The following is an 18,556-nucleotide window of genomic DNA, read 5'->3' on the forward strand; positions in this document are numbered from 1 at the left end:
GGCGTTTCCTTTTTTTTCTTGGATGCGCAGCGCGCGCATCCGTGGACATACGGGGTTGGGGGTGGCCCCGGGGCGCAGTAGAGACGCTATTGCCTGAAGCGCGCGCAAACGTTCACGCCGGTTCGACGCGATCGCGCGTTTCGCGTTCAAGTCGGGTTTACGCGAGTGAGGAACCTGCGAGTGCGGGCACGAATGCAGATCGATTGCAAGCCGCGGCGAACCCCATTCGTGTAGGGCACCTCGGCTACGATGCCTGCCCATTCTTTCGGTGCTTGCCGTGGCTCACCTTACCGGCCCCCTGTTGACGCGCGATACCGCCGACGCGCTCACTGCGGCGCGCGATGCCGGCATGGCAACATGGACCGGTTCGCTGGACCTGGATCGCAGCACCGACACCGCGACGCTGCACGCGACGCACTGGACGTGGCAGGGCGCGGACTATCCTTGGCCTGGGCCGCTGCGCGAGCGCACCATATACCAACACGACGGCGAGGCCTGGGTCGCCATCTCGCGCTACGGCAATGCCTTGATCAAGCTCGTGCCCACGCCGTGGGGGCCGCCGACATTCGAGATCGACGGCATCAAGATGTTGCCCACCGCGCAGACATCGCCTCTGGACGATGCTCGCCGCAAGGTCGCGCTGGTCGCGCCGCAGGGCGCGCGCGTCCTCGACACCTGTGGCGGCCTGGGCTATTTCGCCGCGTGCTGCCTGGACGCGGGCGCGGCGCACGTGCGTTCGTTCGAGAAGAACGCCGACGTGCTGTGGCTGCGCACCTGCAATCCGTGGTCGCCCGATCCCGAGGCCGCGCCGTGGCAGGGACGTCTGTCGCTGGCGCATGCCGATGTCGTCACGGCTATCGCCGACCTCGCCGACGCCTCGGTGGATGCGATCCTGCACGACCCGCCGCGCTTCGGGATCGCCGGCGAGCTCTACGCGCGGACGTTCTACGACCAACTGGGCCGGGTCCTTCGGCGCGGTGGCCGGTTGTTCCACTACACCGGCAGCCCGAACCGCCTCACCAGTGGCCGCGACGTGCCGCGCGAGGTCGCGCGGCGGCTCGAGGCAGCGGGCTTTCGCGCGGCCCCCGCGCTTGATGGCGTGCTCGCGACGCGACGTTGAGCAGCCGCCATCCCCCAGAACGCCGGCGCGGGCCGTCTGCCCGCGCGTCCCGCGTGAGCTGCACGCGGCTTCGTTAGTCGCGCCACCAAGCGGTCGACGCCTGCGGCGCGGTCAGGTCCACGCGCTCGCCCATGCGCGGCGTTGCCAGCGTGACCCCGCGCTCGGCGGCGATCGCCACAACACGCTCGAACGGCTCGTCCCAGTCATGCATCGCCAAGTCGAAGGTGCCGTTGTGCACCGGCAGCAGCACGCGCGCGCCCAGGTCGACATGCGCCTGCACGGTCTGCTCGGGCTGCATGTGCACGAAGGCCCAGCGACGGTCGTAGGCGCCGGTCTCGACCATCGCCACATCGAACGGTCCGAAGCGCTGGCCGATCTGGGCGAATCCGTCGAAGTAGCCCGTGTCACCGCTGAAGAACAGCCGCAGGCCCGGGTCGCCATCCGCCGCGCGGTCCTCGATCACCCACGAGGCCCACAGCGTGCGGTCGCTGTCGAACGGCCCGCGACCGGAGAAGTGCTGGGCCGGCGTAGCCGTGAAGCGCAGATCGCCGATCGTGGTGCCCTGCCACCAGTCGAATTGCTGCACCTTGGCCGCCGGCACGCCCCAGGCGATCAACCGATCACCCACGCCCAACGGCGTCAGGAACACTGCCGCGCGGTCGGCCAAGGCGCGCACGGTGTCGCGGTCGAGATGGTCGTAGTGGTCGTGCGACAGCACCACGCCCCGCAGCGGCGGCAACGCATCGAGCGCGATCGGCGGGGCGTGGAAGCGTTTGGGTCCCATCCATTGCACCGGCGAAGCGCGCTCGGAGAAGACTGGGTCGGTCAGCCAGAAGTCGCCGCGAAGCTTCAGCAGCACGGTCGAGTGGCCCAGCCGCCAGGCACTGCGGTCCGGTGCAGCCTCGAGATCGGCCGCTGTCAGCGGCGACACCGATGGTGCCCGCGCGGGCACGGTCGTGACCGGCTTTTCGAACAGCATTTCCCACAGCAGTCGCGCGGTCTTGGCCGCCCCCATCGGCGGGCGCGGTACAGGGTTGCGGAACCGGCCGGCCTCGGCCTGCGGCGATGCCGAATAGTCGGCGATGGGGCGATTGGTCCGGAAGTACGACAGCAGGCTGGCGCTCACGATGCAGGCTCCAAGGATGGAGAGGGCGATGACGACGATGCGCCGTCGGCGATGCGGCCGTGCGGACGAGGACGAAGGGACGGCGGGCATCGATGGATTCCATAAGAACTACACCGTGCAGTGTAGTTATCCCAGGCTGAATGTAAACCCGTCGGTGTAGAATCCTCGGATGGACCGTCCCCCGCCCCTCGCCCGGCTCACCGACCGCAAGCATGCGGCGATCCTGGAGGCGGCAGTGGCCGAGTTCCGCGCCGCCGGCTTTGAGGCGACCAGCATGGATCGCATCGCCAGTCGCGCCGGCGTCTCCAAGCGCACCGTCTACAACCATTTCCCCGGCAAGGACGCGCTGTTCCTGCGCATCCTCGAGTCGATGCTCGAGCGCGGCGTCTGCGGACCGGACCTCGCCTACCGGGCCGATCGCGCACTGCGTCCACAACTGCTCGAACTTGTGGGCCAGAAACTGCGGCTCCTCCACGACCCGGAGTTTGTGGACCTGGCGCGGGTGGCCATCGCCGCGGGCATCCACTCGCCCGCGCTGGCGCGCGACCTGCTCTCCCGCCTGGGCGATCGCGAGGAAGGGGTGACGGTCTGGGTCCGGGCCGCGGCCGCCGATGGCCGGCTGCGGACGGACGATCCTGCATTCGCGTCGATGCAGCTCCAGGGCCTGGTCAAGAGCTTCGCGCTGTGGCCGCAGTTGTCGATGGGCCAACCACCGCTGACGGCCGCGCAGCAAACGCGCGTGGCCGAATCGGCGGTCGACATGTTCCTGGCCTACTACGGCTGAGCAACCGCGCCGCGCCCGCCCGCGCGCCGGATCAGGCCGTGGATGTAGGCCATCTTCTCCAGCACCGGCGGGACGATCGAGAATGGGTACAGGTCGGGTTGGCCCATCGCGCGGTTGAGGCTGTTGACCGCGTAGGTCAGCGGCAGCCAGGCGTCGATCAGCGGTTGCAGGTTGGCCACGTGATGGGGGTCGAAGGTGATCTCGGCCTCCATCGTCGCGCTCTCGGCGATATCGGGCGCGATGCGGATGCCGAACGCGGCGGCCATCTCCAGCGTGTCGACAATGTGCAGGTAGTGCGCCCAGGTCTCGGCCCAGTCTTCCCACGGGTGCATCGTCGCGTAGGGGCTGACGTGGCCGTCCTGCCAACGCGCGGGCGCGCCGTTCGCGTAGTAGCGCTGCAGGGCCTGGCCGTAATCTTGCCGATCGTCGCCGAACAGCGCGCGACATCGGGCGAGCTCGGCCTGTCCGGCGTCGCGCACCAGCCGGTCCCAGTAGTAATGACCGATCTCGTGGCGGAAATGGCCCAGCAGGGTGCGGTAGAGCTCGCCCATCGACACCCGCGCCGCCTCGCGGCGGGCATCGTCGGCTTCCGACAACGCGATGGTGATGTGCCCGTTGTCGTGCCCGGTCATCACCCGGGGCCCGTGCGGCGGGTCGGCCAGGAAATCGAACGACAACGGCTCGGGATCGCCGCTGCCGACGGTCGGCGTGGGCAGGCGCAGGCGCAGCAGGCTGTAGAACAGCCGGCGCTTGGCGACTTCGAGCCGCCGCCAGGCCTGTAGCCGGTCATCGTCGGACAGGTCCGGAATCGTGCGGTTGTGACGACAGGCGCGGCAATAGCGCTGCGAATCGTCCGCAGGCAGCAGCCAGTTGCAGGCCGAATGCGTGGCGTTGGCGCAGAACCGGTAGCGCGGACCGGCGGGCGCGGCCTGCAGCCGCCAGGCCGCACCGTCAGGGATCAGCGCGCCCAGTGTGACCTGTTCGGGCACAAACCCCAGCCGCGCGCCGCAGCGCAGGCACTCGGTGTTCTCGAAATATAGAACCTGCTCGCAACGGTCGCACTTGAACAACTGCATGGACGGGGTTCCAGTGGGCTCACGCTGCGGCGTCGAGTTCGGTCCAGACCTGGATCGACACCGTGCGCAGCAGCTGGTCGCTGGTGAGAAAGGCAACGTCGGCCGCATCGCGCCCATGTGCGATCACCACGCGTCCGCCGCGTGACGTCGCCTGCGGGGCATCGAAGGGGCGCCAGGCGTCGCCCAGGTACGCCTCGAACCAAGCGTGTATGTCCATCGGCTTGAGGTCGGCAACCACCCCACGACTATCCGCGCCGAGATCTCGAGCGCGCGGCACAACGTCATGCCGACATGCGCGAAGTCGCGCGGGCATCGCCTCGGGATCGGGCGCGACGACGGCGGGCTCGATGACGAGTTCGCAGCCTGCGCGGACGTGCATGCGGGGGAACTCGTCTCGGCGGTACGCCAGCCTAGGAGCATCGATGTGCAGCGGCCGTGCAGGCCCGGGCACACTAACGGCACGTTGCCTTGGGTTGGATAGGATGCGCGCTCCACAACCGGACCTCGCCCGCATGCAACGACGCTCGTTCCTGCAAGGCGGCCTGGCGGCCCTCTGCGCGGCCGCTCTGCCGACCTCGGTTTTAGCCGCCCTGCGCATGGGCGCACCGGCCCCGTTCGACTTCGCCGCGCTCAAGGGGCGCGCCCGCGCGCTGGCCGGCCAGGCATACACCGCGCGGCCGGGCGCACTGCCCCAGTCGGTCGCCGCGCTCGACTGGGACGCCTACCAGGCGCTGCAGTTCCGCCAGGACCATGCGCTGTGGCGCGAGGACGACACCCGTTACCTGGCCCAGTTCTTCCACCTGGGCCTGTATTTCAAGCGGCCGGTCCGCATGCACGCGCTGGCCGACGGCCAGGCGCGCGAGATCGCCTACGATCCGGCCATGTTCGACTACGGCGCCTCGGGCCTGGACGGCACCGCACTGCCGACCGATCTGGGCTTCGCCGGCTTCCGGCTCAACCGGCGCAGCGATCCCAAGCGCGACTTCGCCGCGTTCCTGGGCGCAAGCTACTTCCGCGCCGTCGGTGCCAGCGGCCAGTACGGCCTGTCGGCGCGCGGCCTGGCCGTGGATACGGGCTTGCCGCGGCCGGAGGAGTTTCCCGACTTCACCGACTTCTGGCTCGAGCGTCCGGCGCCCGGTAGCGACACCGTGGTCGTCTATGCCCTGCTCGACTCGCCCTCGGTCGCCGGCGCCTACCGGTTCGCGATCACCCCGGGCGAACCGCTGGTGATGGAGGTCGACTGCGCACTATACCCGCGCACCGCGATCGAGCGCCTGGGCATCGCGCCGGCGACCAGCATGTACCAGACCGGTGAAAACGACCGCCGCATGGCCTGGGACTGGCGCCCCGAAATCCACGACAGCGATGGTCTGGCGCTGCACACCGGCAGCGGCGAGTGGCTGTGGCGACCGCTGGAGAATCCGCGGGCGCTGCGGTTCAACGCTTTCGCCGACGACAACCCGCGCGGCTTCGGCCTGCTGCAACGCGATCGCAACTTCGAGCACTACCAGGACGACGGCGTCTTCTACGAGCGCCGGCCCTCGCTGTGGGTGGAGCCGCGCGACGGCTGGGGGCGCGGCGAGGTGCAGCTGATCGAGATCCCGACGGTCGATGAGACCTTCGACAACGTGGTCGCGTTCTGGCATCCGGCCCAGCCGATCGAACCCGGTCGCGAACTGCTGTTCGGCTACCGGCTGTTCTGGGGCGAGGCGATGCCGGCGCGTCCGCCGCTGGCCACCTGCATCGCCACGCGCACGGGGCTGGGCGGCCGCATCGGCTTCGCGCGCAAGGCCTGGTCGCAGCGCTTCGCAGTCGACTTCGCCGGCGGCGCGCTCGCCGCGCTGGCTGGGCGCAATGCCACGGTCGAGCCGGTGCTGCAGACCACCGCCGGCCAGTTGGAAACCGTCTCGGCACGCCCGCTGCACGCAGTCGAAGGCTACCGCGTGATGTTCGACATCGTCCCGCCCGGGCCCGGCACTGAGCAGTTGGACCTGCGCCTGTTCCTGCGCGATCCGGCCACCGGCGATGCGCTGAGCGAGACCTGGCTGTACCAGTGGAACCCGCCCCCGCCGGAGGCACGGCAGGTCTACTAGCGCCTAGCGTGTGCGCCGCCGTGGCAGCGACGGCGCTGCGCACGTGACGGCGGGCGGACCGTGTGTCCGCCCGCCGCAGCCCTTACGGACAGGGATAGAGCGTGAAGCCGTTCGCCCCGCCCGCCTCGCCCCAGGTCTGGACCGTGCCGTCGCATTCGATCCGGCCACCGCCGATCGCATTGCCAGCCGCGTCGTAGCGCGTCCATTCCGCCCACTCCACGCCGAGGATCGGCCAGCGCGCGGCGGCGCTGCCCACGACCACGATCCCCAGCACCAGCGACACCATCGCCGCGATCACGCGTCCACGTCTGCTCATCGTGCTTGCCTCCAGTCCGTCGGAAGAATCCCCCCCGCGCCAGCCTAGTGGCCTGTGGGGCCGGCGAATGGGGCGCCGGTCACAGCCCGCCCTGGGGCCGCGTTCAGCCCTCGGCATCCGCCGGCAACGCCAGGCGTCGCAGCCTGGGCGAACGGCTGAGTGGCGTGGGCAGTAGATAGTCGCCCTGCATCAGCGGCAGGGCGAGCCGGGTGAAGCGTACCTGCAGATCGACGCCGGCACGGCGCCAGGCCTCCCAGACCAGCCGCGTGCAGTAAGTGCCGGCCGGATCGGCGATCCGGAAGCGGGCGCCGCGCTGGCCCAGCGCCTCGCCGACCGCGGCGGCGCGCAGGGCATCGGGGGCATCGACTCGATAGACCGCATAGCCGCGGCTGCGCACGGGATCGAGGAAGAAGCTGAGGGTGTCGACAACCACGCCGTCGGCGCGGCCGGGCACTTCAGCGGGCGTTGCATGCACGACCTGCCAGGCGCCGGGACGCCCGACCAGCATGCCGACGTGGCTGAACTGCCCGCCGTCGATCGCCAGCACCATCGCGCTGACCGACTCGGTCCCGCGCCGGAACACCAGGTCGCCGGGCTGCGCATCGATCGGCAGCGCAGGGCCGGCCAGGCAGGCGCTGGCCGCGCACAACGCCAGCAGCGCACTCACCCAGCGTCGCATCGCCTCGTCCTCAGCGCAGACGGATCTTCCACTTGCCGTCGTCGCGGACCATACGGTGCGTCTCGGTCAGGTCCTTGCCGTTGTCGAAGACCACCCGGACCTGCACGCGCGCAGTTTCGCCGTCGTCGTCGATGCTCGACTCGATCACCTCGACCTTGTCGAGACCGTCGTTGGCATCGATCCGCGCCTGCATCTCGCCGACGATCATCTGCACCTTGCCCTTGGCCTGCACCATTCCGTTGGCGGGCACGTCGGCGAACGACACCTGCGCGGTGGCCTTCTCGACATCGCCCTTGGCCGCCGCCTCATAGAACGCCTCGACCGCCGCTTCGGGCTTGGCGGACGAACACGCCGCCAGGGCCAGCGTGGCGAGCACCAGGAAACAGACAGTCGACAGACGGAATCGGGACATGACGCGCTCCTCGCGCTCAGGGAACCGGAAGTTTACCGCCCGTGCCATGCCGCGGTTCGTGGGCATGCCGTGCAGGAACGTCACGGCACCCGGGCGCGGCCTTAGCAACGGACCGACGTCCGCGCGGTCAAAGTCGCCGACTACTCAGCTGTCCCCACGGCTCGGAGGAGCTTGCCGTGCTGCAAACACTGCTCGACTACGCCCCATTGATCGCCGCGGGCATGAGCGGGCTGACCGCGCTGATCTGGATCGTCTATCTCAATGTGTTCCTGTCGAGCTACCGGCGGCAGCACCGTCCGTCGATCCTGATCACCTCGGGCGCCGGGCGCGGCATGCACGCGCATTGCGTCGTGACCAACCTGGGCCTGGAGCCGGTCTATCTGCAGGAGCATGCCGACCAGCAGGCCGGCCCAGGTGAACGCTTCGATCGAGGCGACCGCCGCGAAGACGCGGCCGATGGGCGACAGCGTGGGCGATCTCGTCATCCGGGGCACGGGCGCAGCCCGGGCACCAGGACGCAAGCCGGCCATCGCTCGGCCCAGCGTGGAGAGGCGATGCGGCCGTCGGAGTCACACCCGGATCACCGCCGCACTTCCACGCTATCGCATCGACCGCCGCGCCCCCCTCGCGCGACGGCGTGCCCAACCGATGGAGACGCCCCATGGATTCGATCAACCGCAACCAGCCCGAGGACAACCGCCAGGATCTGGCGGCCACGGCGGCAGCCACCCGCATCCGCGACATGTCCAAGGAGGCCGGCGCTTGTTTCTTCTGCACCACACCGCTGGCCGGCAGCGACACCGGCGGCACCCGTCCGATGTCGATCGAGCAGGCCGACGACGATGGCGTGCTGTGGTTCCTCAGCGCGGCCGACAGTCATAAGAACGCCGAGATCCAGGCCGACCCGAAGGTGCGGCTGTACCTGCAGGCGTCCAAGCACTCCGGCTTTCTGGTGCTCGACGGCCACGCCACGGTGAGTCGGGACCGCGACCGGATCGAGGCACTGTGGAGCCCGATCATGAAAACCTGGTTCACCGAGGGCAAGGACGACCCGCGGATCACCGTGATCCGGGTGCAGCCGCAGGCGGGTTACTACTGGGACAACAAGCACGGCGACTTCGTCGCGGCGACGAAGATGGCGCTCGGCGCCGCGATCGGCAAGACGCTCGACGATTCGATCGAAGGCAACGTCGCACCGTGATCGCGCACTGGTGGCGGGAGGACCCCGCCACCAGTGCGGCCGAGCGGACGCTGCGCGCCGGATTGGATGGAATGGCCGGATGGACTGACCGACCGGGATGATCGAGTGGAATCAGGGCGCGCGGCGACTCACGGCCCGCACTGCCACATCCCCTCGAAGCTGCGGCTCGCGCCATCGCCGCGCTGGTAGGTCAACGTCGCCGGGCGTGGAGGCGACTCGCCGCCGCCGGGCGCCGTGCCGGTTTCGACGATGTGGATCGTTGTCCCCCGTCCTGTGAACGTGGGGTTCTTGTTCATGCCCTCGAAGCCACCGGGCGCGCGCACCTGCTCCACGACATCGCTCACTTTCACCACGCCCTGCGCAGGCTCGGCGGCGCCGACCACGCCCTTGGCGAACAACAACGGCGCCTGGCCTTCTTCAGCGAAGCTGCATGCGAGTTCGCCGGCCAATGCGGCATCGGCGATGTCGCGTTCGCTCAACGGACCGAGTTGGATCTGCGACCCGTCGCCACCTTCGGTGCCGCCCGCTGCACTGGGCGCGGGGGCGTCGGCGGCAGGCGCCTGCTCCGGTGCCGGGGTCGGCGTGGTCGCTTCGGGCTGCTGCGCGGCCGTCGGCGCGTCCCCAGCGGGCGCGCAGGCGGCGAGCAGCATGCCGGACATCAGACCCAGGACGGTGGCCTGGGCCGCGGCACGCACACGCGGTGGGGTGAAAAAGCGTGTGGACATCGTGACCTCCTGTTGGACGACCGCGCATGCACGCAGTCGGGACCCTGGATGCTCGCCAACACGGTCTTGGCATTGTGTGAAACAGACGTCATGCGATCGTGTGCGTTGCGCGACCGCCATGACGCGAACATCGTGATGACCTGCTAGCCGGAGACCGCATGACCCGCACCGCGCCGCCACTGAAGACCCCCGACGGCCGTTACTTGGTGGTGCGTGGACGTCTCTGGCGCAGCACCAATCCACACCTGGATGCACGCGCGCGCCAGCGACTGGTGTCGGCGCTGATGGACGCGCGTCGCGCGGTCAAGGCGGCGCGGGCGGCGGACGACGCCGAAGCGCTCGCCCACGCACGCCAACAGGTGGATGAGGCCAAGCGCGAGCTGGGCGAACGCGGTCCGGTGTGGTGGACCGACGGCGCCCCCGACTACAACCGGCACCTGGTCCGCAATTCGCCGTACGCTGCGTGGTTCGAGGCGCTCGCGGACGGCGCGCCGCCATCCGCGACGGCGTGACCGCCATGCCCGCGCGCGCCGCGCCGGCACGTCCACCATGCCGGCCGCGGTAACATGGTCGGATGCACGACCCACATGCTTCGCTGCCGTTCGTCCCCGAGCGCGTGCTCGTCGCCGGCGTCACCGGAAGTGGCAAGACCACGCTGGCGCAACGCCTGGCCGCGCACTGGGGCCTGCGCCATATCGAGATCGACAGCCTGTATCACGGCCCTGACTGGGTACCACGACCGACGTTCCTCGACGATGTCCGCGCCTTCGCCGCAGAGCCGCGTTGGGTCACCGAGTTCCAGTACATCAGCCACGGCACCGACCGCATCCTGGGGCCGCGTGCGCAGTTGCTACTGTGGCTCGATTACCCGGTAGCGCTGGTGCGTCGCCGGCTGCTGCGCCGCACACTGATGCGCAGCGTGATGCGCACGCGGTTGTGGAACGGCAACGTCGAGGGGCCGCCGTGGCGGCTGCTGTCGCGCGATCCGAATGTCAGCATTCTGCGCTGGCAGACGGTGACCCTGCACAAGTGGGCCGAACGCATGCCCAGCATCGAGGCAGCCTATCCGCACCTGACGGTGGTGCGGCTGCGCAATCCGGCCGAGACCGAGAGCTGGCTGCAGGCGCAGTAGCGCCGGCAACCCGACACCGCGCCGAACCGCGAGGTTGCCACGCATGGGCCGGCGCCCACTTCGCGCCCGCTCAGAGTTCGAGCAACTGGCCGAAGCGGTCGATGACCGCATGCGCGCCGCAACCGTGCAGATCGAAGTCGCGCCGATAGCCGTAGCTCACCAGCACCAACGGCGCCCCCGCGGCGATTGCCGCGCCGGCATCGGCCGACGAATCGCCGACCATCAGGCACTGCCCGATGTCGACGCCGAAGTGCGCGGCCAGATGCAGCAGCGGCAGCGGATGCGGCTTGCGTTCGGGCAACGCGCCGGCGCCGAGCACCGCATTGAAGTACTGCGCCAGATCCAGCGCCTTGAGCAGTGGGTCGACGAACGGCGCCGGCTTGTTGGTGCACACCGCCATCCGCACGCCGGCCGCGCGCAGCGCCTGCAGGGTCTCGGGCACCTCCGGATAGACCTGTGGGTCGAGCAGCAGGCAGTCGCGGTAGTGCTGCATGAAACGCGGCATCACGGTCTCGACATCGCGTCCGTCGCCGGCGTGCCGCAACGCCGCGGTGATGAGCTGGCGGGCACCGTCGCCGATCCAGCTACGCACGGTGGCTTCGTCGACCTCGGCATGGCCGAGCTCGGCCAACAGGCGATTGACCGATGCGGCGATGTCCGACGCGCTGTCGACCAGGGTGCCGTCGAGATCGAACAGCGCCACCGGCCAGGGAAAACCGGCCGCCTTCGCGGATGCATCGTTCACGCCTGTGCCTCGTCGTGCAGGGGAGGCCGCCTAGTGTGGGCCATCGCGTCGCGGCTTGCCGCCTGCAACGCTGCGTTCGCCCGATTCCATGTGCAAGGCGTGCGGTGCGCGCCTATGCTCGCTCCGCGGCGATGCCGCCCGCTCTGGAGTCCTGCGATGCCGATCACCACAACCGCCACCTCCCGATCCAACGATGCCCCGCGCCTGCTGCGCACGCTGTGCAACCACTGGCGGCACAAGTTCGAGATCCGCCGCGACCACGACGCGCACGCATTCGTTCCGTTCGCGGGTGACGATGCGGGTGCGGATTTCGTCGTCGAGGGCGATGCGCTGCGGATCGTATTGACCCAGCCCGATGCCGAGTCGATCGCCCGCTACCAGCAGGTCATCGAGAACCATCTGCAGCGCTTCGCGCGCGACGAGACGCTGGCCTTCGACTGGCAGCCGGCCTGACGCCGGCTAGAGCGAGGCCGGCTAGAGATCGGCCTCGCCGAATAGGCCGGCCTGCTGCGGCAGCTCTTCCGGCTCGCGGAAGCCGCCCAGCCCGACGCCGACGAGCCGGTAGCGGGTCGAGGCCGGCAGATCCACGCGCTCGCGTAAGGCCAGCGCGATCCGCGTGAGTTCGGCCTGTGAGGTCGGCGGCGTATCGGGCGTGAAACTACGCGTGAGGATGCGGAACTGCGCGGTCTTGAGCTTGAGCACCACCGTCCGCCCCACGCGCGCGGTCTTGCGCGTGGCCGCCCAGGTCTTCTCCGCCAGATGTTCGATCATCGGCCCCAGCGCCTCGAGCGGCAGGTCGGTCTCGAAGGTATCTTCCGACGAGATCGACTGCACCGGCTGATCCGGCTCGACCGGCCGCTCGTCGATGCCGCGTGCGCGCTGGTAGAGCCGCGCGCCGAAGGTGCCGAAACGCCGCTCGAGCGCATCGAGCGACAAGCCGCGCAACTCGCCGACCGTGGTCACACCGAGTTCGGCCAGCTTCTTCTCCATCACCTTGCCGACGCCGGGAATCAAGCCGACCTTCAACGGCGTCAAGAACGCCTCGACCTGACCCGGCTTGACCACGAACAGGCCGTCGGGCTTGCGCCAGTCCGAGGCGATCTTGGCCAGGAACTTGTTCGGCGCCACGCCCGCCGACGCCGTCAGCTGCGTCGCCTCGCGGATCTGCGCGCGGATCGCCTGCGCGGTCGCGGTCGCACTGGGGGAGGGAATCTTGGGGGCGGTGACGTCGAGATAGGCTTCATCGAGCGACAACGGCTGCACCAGATCGGTGTGTTGCAGGAAGATCTCGCGCACCTGGCGCGAGACGGCCTTGTAGCGCGGGAAATCCGGCGGCACGAACACCGCATCCGGGCACAGCCGCTCGGCGGTCACCGCCGGCATCGCCGAGCGCACGCCGTAGGGCCGGGCCTCATAGGAGGCCGCGCAGACCACCGAGCGCGCGCCGCGCCAGGCCACGACGACCGGCCGCCCACGCAGCGACGGATCGTCGCGCTGCTCCACTGACGCGTAGAACGCATCCATGTCGATGTGGAGGATCTTGCGCACGCGCCATTATCGCCGGCGCGGTGGGCGCCGGCACGAGGCCGGCGGCCGGCGTTCAGATCGCCGGCGGCGACTCGGCCACGATCGGCAAGCGCACGATCGCCACGGTCGCATCGTCGGGGTCTGCGGTGATCGCAAACCCCAGCTGGCGGCACATCGCCAGCATCGTGGTGTTCTCCCGCAGCACCTGGCCCTCGACCATCCGCAGCCCCTGCCAGCGGGCGTACTCGATCATGATCCGCATCAACCGCCAGCCCAGACCTGCGCCCTTGAGGTCGGAGCGCACCATGATCCCGTACTCGCCGGTGTCGTAGTTGGCATCGGCCAGCAGACGCACCGCGCCGAGCATCTCGCCGCTGGCCGGGTCGATCGCCGCCAGCGCGATCGAGCGCGCATAGTCGAGCTGGGTGAGCCGGGCGATGAATTCGTGGCTGAAGTGGCGCACTGCGCTGAAGAAGCGCAGCCGCAGGTCGTCGGTGCTGACCCGTTCGAAGAAGCGCAGGAACATGGCTTCATCTTCTGGCCGTACTGGACGCACGAACACATCGCTGCCGTTGCCCAGCGCGATTGTGCGCTCCCACTCCTTCGGGTAGGGGAACACCGCAAAGCGCGGGTGCCCGCGGCCGCGGTGCAGCCGTTGCACCGGACCGACCGCGACCCGCGCATCGACCGCGATCACGCCGTCGCGGTCGGCCAGCAGGGGATTGACGTCGACCTCCTGGATCTCGGGAATGTCGGCGGCCATCTGCGCCAGTTTCACCAGCAGCAGCGCCACCGCCCGTTCGTCGGCCGCCGGTACGTCGCGGTAGGCGTTGAGGATGCGCGCCACCCGCGTGCGTCCGATCAACTCGTGGGCCAGGCGCAAGTCCAGCGGCGGCAACGCCAGCGCCTTGTCGTCGATGATCTCGGCTGCGGTGCCGCCGCGTCCGAACACCACCACTGGTCCGAAGGTCGGGTCGTCGGCGATGCCGGCGATCAGTTCGCGCGCTTTGGGCCGCACGATCATCGGATGCACGGTCACGCCATCGATCCGCGCCTGCGGACGGGCAGCGCGGGCGCAGCGCAGCAGCTCGTCCGCGGCCTCGCGCACCGCATCCACGCTGGCCAGATTCAGGCGCACGCCGTCGATGTCGGACTTGTGCGGGATGTCGCGCGACCAGATCTTCACCGCCACCGCGCCGCCGCGCTCGAGCAGGGTCGCCGCAACCTCAGCCGCCGCGTCGGCGTCGGACGCCGGGATCGCCTCGGCGAGCGGGATATCGTAGGCCGAGAACAGCTTGGCGATCGCCGGCGGATCGAGCCAGCGCTGACCATCGGCGAGCGCCGCCTCGACAACCGCACGCGCGCCCGCGGCATCGACATTGAAGTCGTCGGGCAGGCTCGGCGGCGTCTCCATCAACGCGCGCTGCGCCTGCTGATGCCGCACCAGGTACATGAAGCCGCGCACGGCGCCGGCTTCGCTGGTGAAGGCATGCACGCCGGCATCGGCCAGGATCCGCCGCGCCTCGGGATGCTCGCCCACCAGCACGCCGAACACTGGCTTGCGCGCGGCCTCACGCGGATGCGCGCGCAGCGTCTCCACGACCGCCCGCGCGACCTCGGGCGGCGAGGACAGCACTGTGGGCACGTTCATGACCAGGATCGCGTCGTTGGCCCGGTCCTGCAGCAGCGCGGCCAGGGTCGCGGCGTAGCGCGGGCCGTCGGCGTCGCCGAGCATGTCGACCGCATTGCGGCGCGACCAGCCGCGCGGCAATGCGGCATCAAGTGTCTCGAGCGTGGCGTCCGACAGCGTGGCGCGTTCGCCGCCCAGGTCGACCAGGCGATCGAGTGCGAGCATGCCCACGCCGATGCCGTTGGTCATCACCGCCAGGCGGTTGCCAGGCGGCATCCGCAGCCGCGACAGCGTCGCGGCCGCAGCGAACAGTTCGTCGAGCGCATGCACGCGCAGCAACCCTGCGCGCCGGAACGCCGCGTCGTAGACTGCATCGGGACTGGCCAGCGCGGCGATGTGGGTCTGCGACGGCTCGGCGCTGCGCGCATGCCGGCCGGGCTTGACCACCACCACGGGCTTGGCGCGTGCAGCGGCGCGCGCGGCCGACAGGAATTTGCGGGCATCGCGCACGCGCTCGACGTAGAGCAGGATCGCGCGGGTGTGGCGGTCGGTAGCGAAATAGTCGAGAAGGTCGGCGAAGTCGACATCCAGACCGTCGCCGAGCGAGGCCACGGCCGAGAATCCAATCCCGCGCGAGCGGCCCCACTCGATCATGCCAGCGGCCACGGCGCCCGACTGCGAGATCAGCGCCAGTTCGCCCGGTGCCGGCGCATGCGCGGCGAAACTCGCGAACAGCCGCGCATGCGGCGCGATGACGCCCAGGCAGTTCGGCCCGACGATGCGCAGGCCGCGGCTGCGCGCGACGTCGGCCAGCGCCGCATTGTGCGAGCCCGGTCCGCTGCCCATATCGCGCGTGAGCACGATCGCGGCCTTGGCGCCCCGATCGGCCGCGGCGCGGGCCACGTCGGCGACGTCGGCCGGCGGTGCGGCGATGATCACCAGTTCGGGCGCGAACGGCAGCGCCTCGAGCGAGGTCACCGCCTCTACGCCGTCGATCTGCGCGTGACGCGGATTGACCAGTCCGATGGGTCCGGCGAACCCGCCGTCGCGCAACTGCCGCAGCACCAACCGCCCAAGCGAACGCGGCCGTGGGCTGGCGCCGACGACGGCGACCGAAGCCGGCCGGAACACCGATTCCAGTGCATAGATGCTCATCGGCGTGCGTCTGGCCTCCCGCTGGACGAGCCCCTGACGATACACGAGGCCAGGCGCACGCCGCCTGGGGCGAACCGACGCAGGCGACGCGCGACTCGCGAGCGCGTCACCGCGCCAGACGGCATGCGGCGAGGACAGTGGGCATCTCGCCATACCTCGCTTCTCGTGCGTGACGGCGTCCACTAAGCTGGACGCATGCACGCGCCTTCCGATTTCCAGCTGAGAATCCGCCTCGACAGCGTCATGCTCGGGCCGGGCAAGGCGGACCTGCTGGCGGGTATTCGCGAGACGGGATCGATCTCGGCAGCCGGTCGCCGCATGGCGATGAGCTACCGGCGCGCCTGGCAGCTGGTCGAGGAGATGAATCTCTATTTCGGTGCGCCGGTCGCATCGACGCTGACCGGCGGCAAGGGCGGCGGCGGCGCGGCGTTGACACCGTTGGGGGACCAGGTCCTGGCGCTCTATCGCAGCATGGAGGCGAACTGCCGTAACGCGATCGCCGACGACCTGGCGCAACTGCGCCGCCTGCGCCGCTGAAACGATTCCACGAGTATCTAGCGGACGCCGTTAGAGGCGTTCTGACATCCCTCCAGCGACACCGCCTCATTCGCGGCGATGGAGTACGACTCCGGATAGGCAGCCGCCTGGCGGCCGGAAGCCGCTCTCCCCTCGGCAAGGCATCCTGCCTTGACTCGGGCGCGCGCCATCCATGGCGCGCTTGACGCGGCCACCGGCCACCAATCTGCTGCTCTGGGGCGTTTGCAACTCATCTCCTGGAAGCCCAGCGCCGCTCCATCAAACAAAGCTGCGGACCTTCAACCTCAGTGCGACGCGCTGTTCGGCGATTGCGATGGCGGAACGGATGAGGGGAGGTCTTTTGTGCTGCAGTGCCTCGCGACCTCAGCAATGCCCAGCACGCGGCTCTAGGCTGCGAAGCGGCACGGTGTTCTGACTCAGGCGTGCCCGCTCCGCGTCTCGGATCGGTCCAGCCCATGGCAGAAAACCGGGGTCAGAGTGCAATTTCGAGCCACGAAATTGCACTCTGACCCCGGTTTTCGCAACACGCAAAGAAAAACCCCCGCCGGATAACCGGCGGGGGTTTAGGGTAAAAACCCTGGCGATGACCTACTCTCGCATGCTAGATGCACACTACCATCGGCGCATGTACGTTTCACTTCCGAGTTCGGAATGGGATCGGGTGGTTCCATACAGCTATTGTCACCAGGGAGAGGGTGGAGGGTCGCCAGGATGTGGGGAGTCTTCGCATTTTTGGACAGTCCGCACATGGAAGTGCGGGCTTATGCGAGGGACTCGCCATACCGGCGCTCACGCTCTCAGAGGTTGGGAAGTAGCGAACATTTTATGACGACTGTACGTGTCGTAGGGCCAAGGATGCTTCGGGTTGCGAAGCAACTTGAGGTTATATGGTCAAGCCACACGGATCATTAGTACTGGTTAGCTCAATACATTGCTGTACTTACACACCCAGCCTATCAACCACCTGGTCTTGATGGTTCCTTCAGGGGAGTCAAGCTCCCGGGAGATCTCATCTTGAGGCGCGCTTCCCGCTTAGATGCTTTCAGCGGTTATCGCTTCCGAACATAGCTACCCGGCAGTGCCACTGGCGTGACAACCGGAACACCAGAGGTTCGTCCACTCCGGTCCTCTCGTACTAGGAGCAGCCCCTCTCAAATCTCCAACGCCCATGGCAGATAGGGACCGAACTGTCTCACGACGTTCTGAACCCAGCTCGCGTACCACTTTAAATGGCGAACAGCCATACCCTTGGGACCGACTACAGCCCCAGGATGTGATGAGCCGACATCGAGGTGCCAAACACCGCCGTCGATATGAACTCTTGGGCGGTATCAGCCTGTTATCCCCGGAGTACCTTTTATCCGTTGAGCGATGGCCCTTCCATACAGAACCACCGGATCACTAAGTCCTAGTTTCCTACCTGCTTGATCCGTCGATCTTGCAGTCAAGCACGCTTATGCCTTTGCACACAGTGCGCGATGTCCGACCGCGCTGAGCGTACCTTCGAGCTCCTCCGTTACTCTTTGGGAGGAGACCGCCCCAGTCAAACTACCCACCATACACGGTCCCCGATCCGGATAACGGACCTAGGTTAGAACGTCAAGCACGACAGGGTGGTATTTCAAGGTTGGCTCCGCTGCAGCTAGCGCCACAGTTTCATAGCCTCCCACCTATCCTACACAGACGAACTCAACGTTCAGTGTAAAGCTATAGTAAAGGTTCACGGGGTCTTTCCGTCTTGCCACGGGAACGCTGCATCTTCACAGCGATTTCAATTTCACTGAGTCTCGGGTGGAGACAGCGCCGCCATCGTTACGCCATTCGTGCAGGTCGGAACTTACCCGACAAGGAATTTCGCTACCTTAGGACCGTTATAGTTACGGCCGCCGTTTACCGGGGCTTCGATCAAGAGCTTCGCCTTGCGGCTGACCCCATCAATTAACCTTCCGGCACCGGGCAGGCGTCAGACCCTATACGTCCACTTTCGTGTTTGCAGAGTCCTGTGTTTTTGATAAACAGTCGCAGCGGCCTGGTCACTGCGGCCCTCGATCGCTATAGCTCGCACGAGCCACGATCAAGGGCGCACCTTCTCCCGAAGTTACGGTGCTATGTTGCCTAGTTCCTTCACCCGAGTTCTCTCAAGCGCCTGAGAATTCTCTTCCTACCCACCTGTGTCGGTTTACGGTACGGTCTGCTTAAGCTGAAGCTTAGGGGCTTTTCCTGGAAGCGTGGTATCAGTCACTTCGCTCTAATGAGCTCGTCTCGGTGCTCGGAGTTAAAGGGTCCCGGATTTGCCTA

19 protein-coding genes and 2 rRNA genes (1 of these 21 only partly in view) are annotated in these 18,556 nt (G+C 68.2%); 8 read left to right on the top strand and 13 right to left on the bottom strand.

Translation table 11 applies throughout. The annotated features are described in order from the left end of the window. The first annotated feature begins 277 nt into the window (after positions 1 to 277). The gene (locus tag MNO14_RS15115) at positions 278 to 1,120 is read left to right on the top strand and encodes an SAM-dependent methyltransferase (RefSeq protein ID WP_241944509.1); all 843 of its coding nucleotides are present in this window, start codon (positions 278 to 280) and stop codon (positions 1,118 to 1,120) included. A 73-nt stretch (positions 1,121 to 1,193) separates the two neighbouring features. On the opposite strand, the gene MNO14_RS15120 is transcribed toward MNO14_RS15115, so the two are convergent. Further along, positions 1,194 to 2,246 (bottom strand): MBL fold metallo-hydrolase, encoded by a 1,053-nt coding sequence (locus tag MNO14_RS15120; protein WP_241944510.1) that lies wholly within the window; start codon positions 2,244 to 2,246, stop codon positions 1,194 to 1,196. 169 nt (positions 2,247 to 2,415) lie between these two features. On the opposite strand from MNO14_RS15120, the gene MNO14_RS15125 reads away from it, so the two are divergent. Beyond that, the gene (locus MNO14_RS15125; protein ID WP_241944511.1) at positions 2,416 to 3,030 is read left to right on the top strand and encodes a TetR/AcrR family transcriptional regulator; all 615 of its coding nucleotides are present in this window, start codon (positions 2,416 to 2,418) and stop codon (positions 3,028 to 3,030) included. On the opposite strand, the gene MNO14_RS15130 is transcribed toward MNO14_RS15125, so the two are convergent. Continuing rightward, positions 3,021 to 4,106, bottom strand: coding sequence for a putative zinc-binding peptidase (locus MNO14_RS15130; protein WP_241944512.1), 1,086 nt, complete (start codon positions 4,104 to 4,106; stop codon positions 3,021 to 3,023). The two genes, MNO14_RS15125 and MNO14_RS15130, sit on opposite strands and share 10 nt — an antisense overlap. A gap of 19 nt (positions 4,107 to 4,125) precedes the next feature. Continuing rightward, complete coding sequence (locus MNO14_RS15135) at positions 4,126 to 4,485, bottom strand: hypothetical protein (RefSeq protein ID WP_241944513.1); 360 nt, start codon at positions 4,483 to 4,485, stop codon at positions 4,126 to 4,128. A 133-nt stretch (positions 4,486 to 4,618) separates the two neighbouring features. Between MNO14_RS15135 and MNO14_RS15140 the strand changes: the two genes are divergently transcribed. Continuing rightward, complete coding sequence (locus MNO14_RS15140) at positions 4,619 to 6,199, top strand: glucan biosynthesis protein D (RefSeq protein ID WP_241944514.1); 1,581 nt, start codon at positions 4,619 to 4,621, stop codon at positions 6,197 to 6,199. Between the two features lie 82 nt (positions 6,200 to 6,281). Here MNO14_RS15140 and MNO14_RS15145 read toward each other — a convergent pair whose 3' ends face one another. The 4 genes from MNO14_RS15145 to MNO14_RS15160 form a co-directional block, all read right to left on the bottom strand. Beyond that, positions 6,282 to 6,515 (bottom strand): DUF6289 family protein, encoded by a 234-nt coding sequence (locus MNO14_RS15145; protein WP_241944515.1) that lies wholly within the window; start codon positions 6,513 to 6,515, stop codon positions 6,282 to 6,284. A gap of 103 nt (positions 6,516 to 6,618) precedes the next feature. Further along, complete coding sequence (locus MNO14_RS15150; protein ID WP_241944516.1) at positions 6,619 to 7,194, bottom strand: YiiX/YebB-like N1pC/P60 family cysteine hydrolase; 576 nt, start codon at positions 7,192 to 7,194, stop codon at positions 6,619 to 6,621. A 10-nt stretch (positions 7,195 to 7,204) separates the two neighbouring features. Beyond that, entirely contained in the window at positions 7,205 to 7,606 is a 402-nt protein-coding gene (locus MNO14_RS15155) for a DUF4878 domain-containing protein (RefSeq protein ID WP_241944517.1), read from the bottom strand. A 140-nt stretch (positions 7,607 to 7,746) separates the two neighbouring features. Then, complete coding sequence (locus MNO14_RS15160; protein ID WP_241944518.1) at positions 7,747 to 8,091, bottom strand: hypothetical protein; 345 nt, start codon at positions 8,089 to 8,091, stop codon at positions 7,747 to 7,749. Positions 8,092 to 8,267: 176 nt separating this feature from the next. Here MNO14_RS15160 and MNO14_RS15165 point away from each other — a divergent pair, with 176 nt between their 5' ends. Beyond that, on the top strand, positions 8,268 to 8,807 hold the full coding sequence (locus tag MNO14_RS15165; protein ID WP_241944519.1) for a pyridoxamine 5'-phosphate oxidase family protein: 540 nt from the start codon (positions 8,268 to 8,270) through the stop codon (positions 8,805 to 8,807). 128 nt (positions 8,808 to 8,935) lie between these two features. On the opposite strand, the gene MNO14_RS15170 is transcribed toward MNO14_RS15165, so the two are convergent. After that, complete coding sequence (locus tag MNO14_RS15170; RefSeq protein WP_241944520.1) at positions 8,936 to 9,532, bottom strand: hypothetical protein; 597 nt, start codon at positions 9,530 to 9,532, stop codon at positions 8,936 to 8,938. 158 nt (positions 9,533 to 9,690) lie between these two features. Between MNO14_RS15170 and MNO14_RS15175 the strand changes: the two genes are divergently transcribed. Then, the gene (locus MNO14_RS15175; RefSeq protein WP_241944521.1) at positions 9,691 to 10,044 is read left to right on the top strand and encodes a hypothetical protein; all 354 of its coding nucleotides are present in this window, start codon (positions 9,691 to 9,693) and stop codon (positions 10,042 to 10,044) included. A 62-nt stretch (positions 10,045 to 10,106) separates the two neighbouring features. After that, positions 10,107 to 10,664: a hypothetical protein gene (locus MNO14_RS15180; RefSeq protein ID WP_241944522.1), complete on the top strand. Its 558-nt coding sequence runs from the start codon at positions 10,107 to 10,109 to the stop codon at positions 10,662 to 10,664. A gap of 70 nt (positions 10,665 to 10,734) precedes the next feature. Here MNO14_RS15180 and gph read toward each other — a convergent pair whose 3' ends face one another. Further along, positions 10,735 to 11,409: a phosphoglycolate phosphatase gene (gene gph / locus MNO14_RS15185; RefSeq protein WP_241944523.1), complete on the bottom strand. Its 675-nt coding sequence runs from the start codon at positions 11,407 to 11,409 to the stop codon at positions 10,735 to 10,737. A gap of 156 nt (positions 11,410 to 11,565) precedes the next feature. Here gph and MNO14_RS15190 point away from each other — a divergent pair, with 156 nt between their 5' ends. Then, the gene (locus MNO14_RS15190) at positions 11,566 to 11,862 is read left to right on the top strand and encodes a DUF2218 domain-containing protein (RefSeq protein ID WP_241944524.1); all 297 of its coding nucleotides are present in this window, start codon (positions 11,566 to 11,568) and stop codon (positions 11,860 to 11,862) included. A 21-nt stretch (positions 11,863 to 11,883) separates the two neighbouring features. Here the strand turns inward: MNO14_RS15190 and dinB are convergent, their stop codons facing one another. Both dinB and MNO14_RS15200 read right to left on the bottom strand, forming a co-directional pair. Next, positions 11,884 to 12,933 carry a DNA polymerase IV gene (gene dinB, locus MNO14_RS15195; RefSeq protein ID WP_241946360.1) on the bottom strand — a complete coding sequence of 350 codons (1,050 nt, stop codon included), beginning with the start codon at positions 12,931 to 12,933 and terminating at the stop codon, positions 11,884 to 11,886. A 76-nt stretch (positions 12,934 to 13,009) separates the two neighbouring features. Beyond that, a complete protein-coding gene (locus MNO14_RS15200; protein WP_241946361.1) occupies positions 13,010 to 15,721 on the bottom strand; it encodes a bifunctional acetate--CoA ligase family protein/GNAT family N-acetyltransferase in 2,712 nt (903 codons plus the stop codon). Between the two features lie 195 nt (positions 15,722 to 15,916). On the opposite strand from MNO14_RS15200, the gene MNO14_RS15205 reads away from it, so the two are divergent. Further along, positions 15,917 to 16,258: a LysR family transcriptional regulator gene (locus tag MNO14_RS15205; RefSeq protein ID WP_241944525.1), complete on the top strand. Its 342-nt coding sequence runs from the start codon at positions 15,917 to 15,919 to the stop codon at positions 16,256 to 16,258. Positions 16,259 to 16,833: 575 nt separating this feature from the next. Here MNO14_RS15205 and rrf read toward each other — a convergent pair. Together rrf and MNO14_RS15215 are read right to left on the bottom strand one after the other, a co-directional pair. Beyond that, a 5S ribosomal RNA gene (gene rrf / locus MNO14_RS15210) occupies positions 16,834 to 16,947 on the bottom strand. A gap of 198 nt (positions 16,948 to 17,145) precedes the next feature. Next, positions 17,146 to 18,556: ribosomal RNA gene (locus tag MNO14_RS15215) — 23S ribosomal RNA — on the bottom strand; it runs 1,468 nt beyond the window's last position.

This window comes from Luteimonas sp. S4-F44 (assembly GCF_022637415.1).
Taxonomy (GTDB): Bacteria; Pseudomonadota; Gammaproteobacteria; order Xanthomonadales; family Xanthomonadaceae; genus Luteimonas.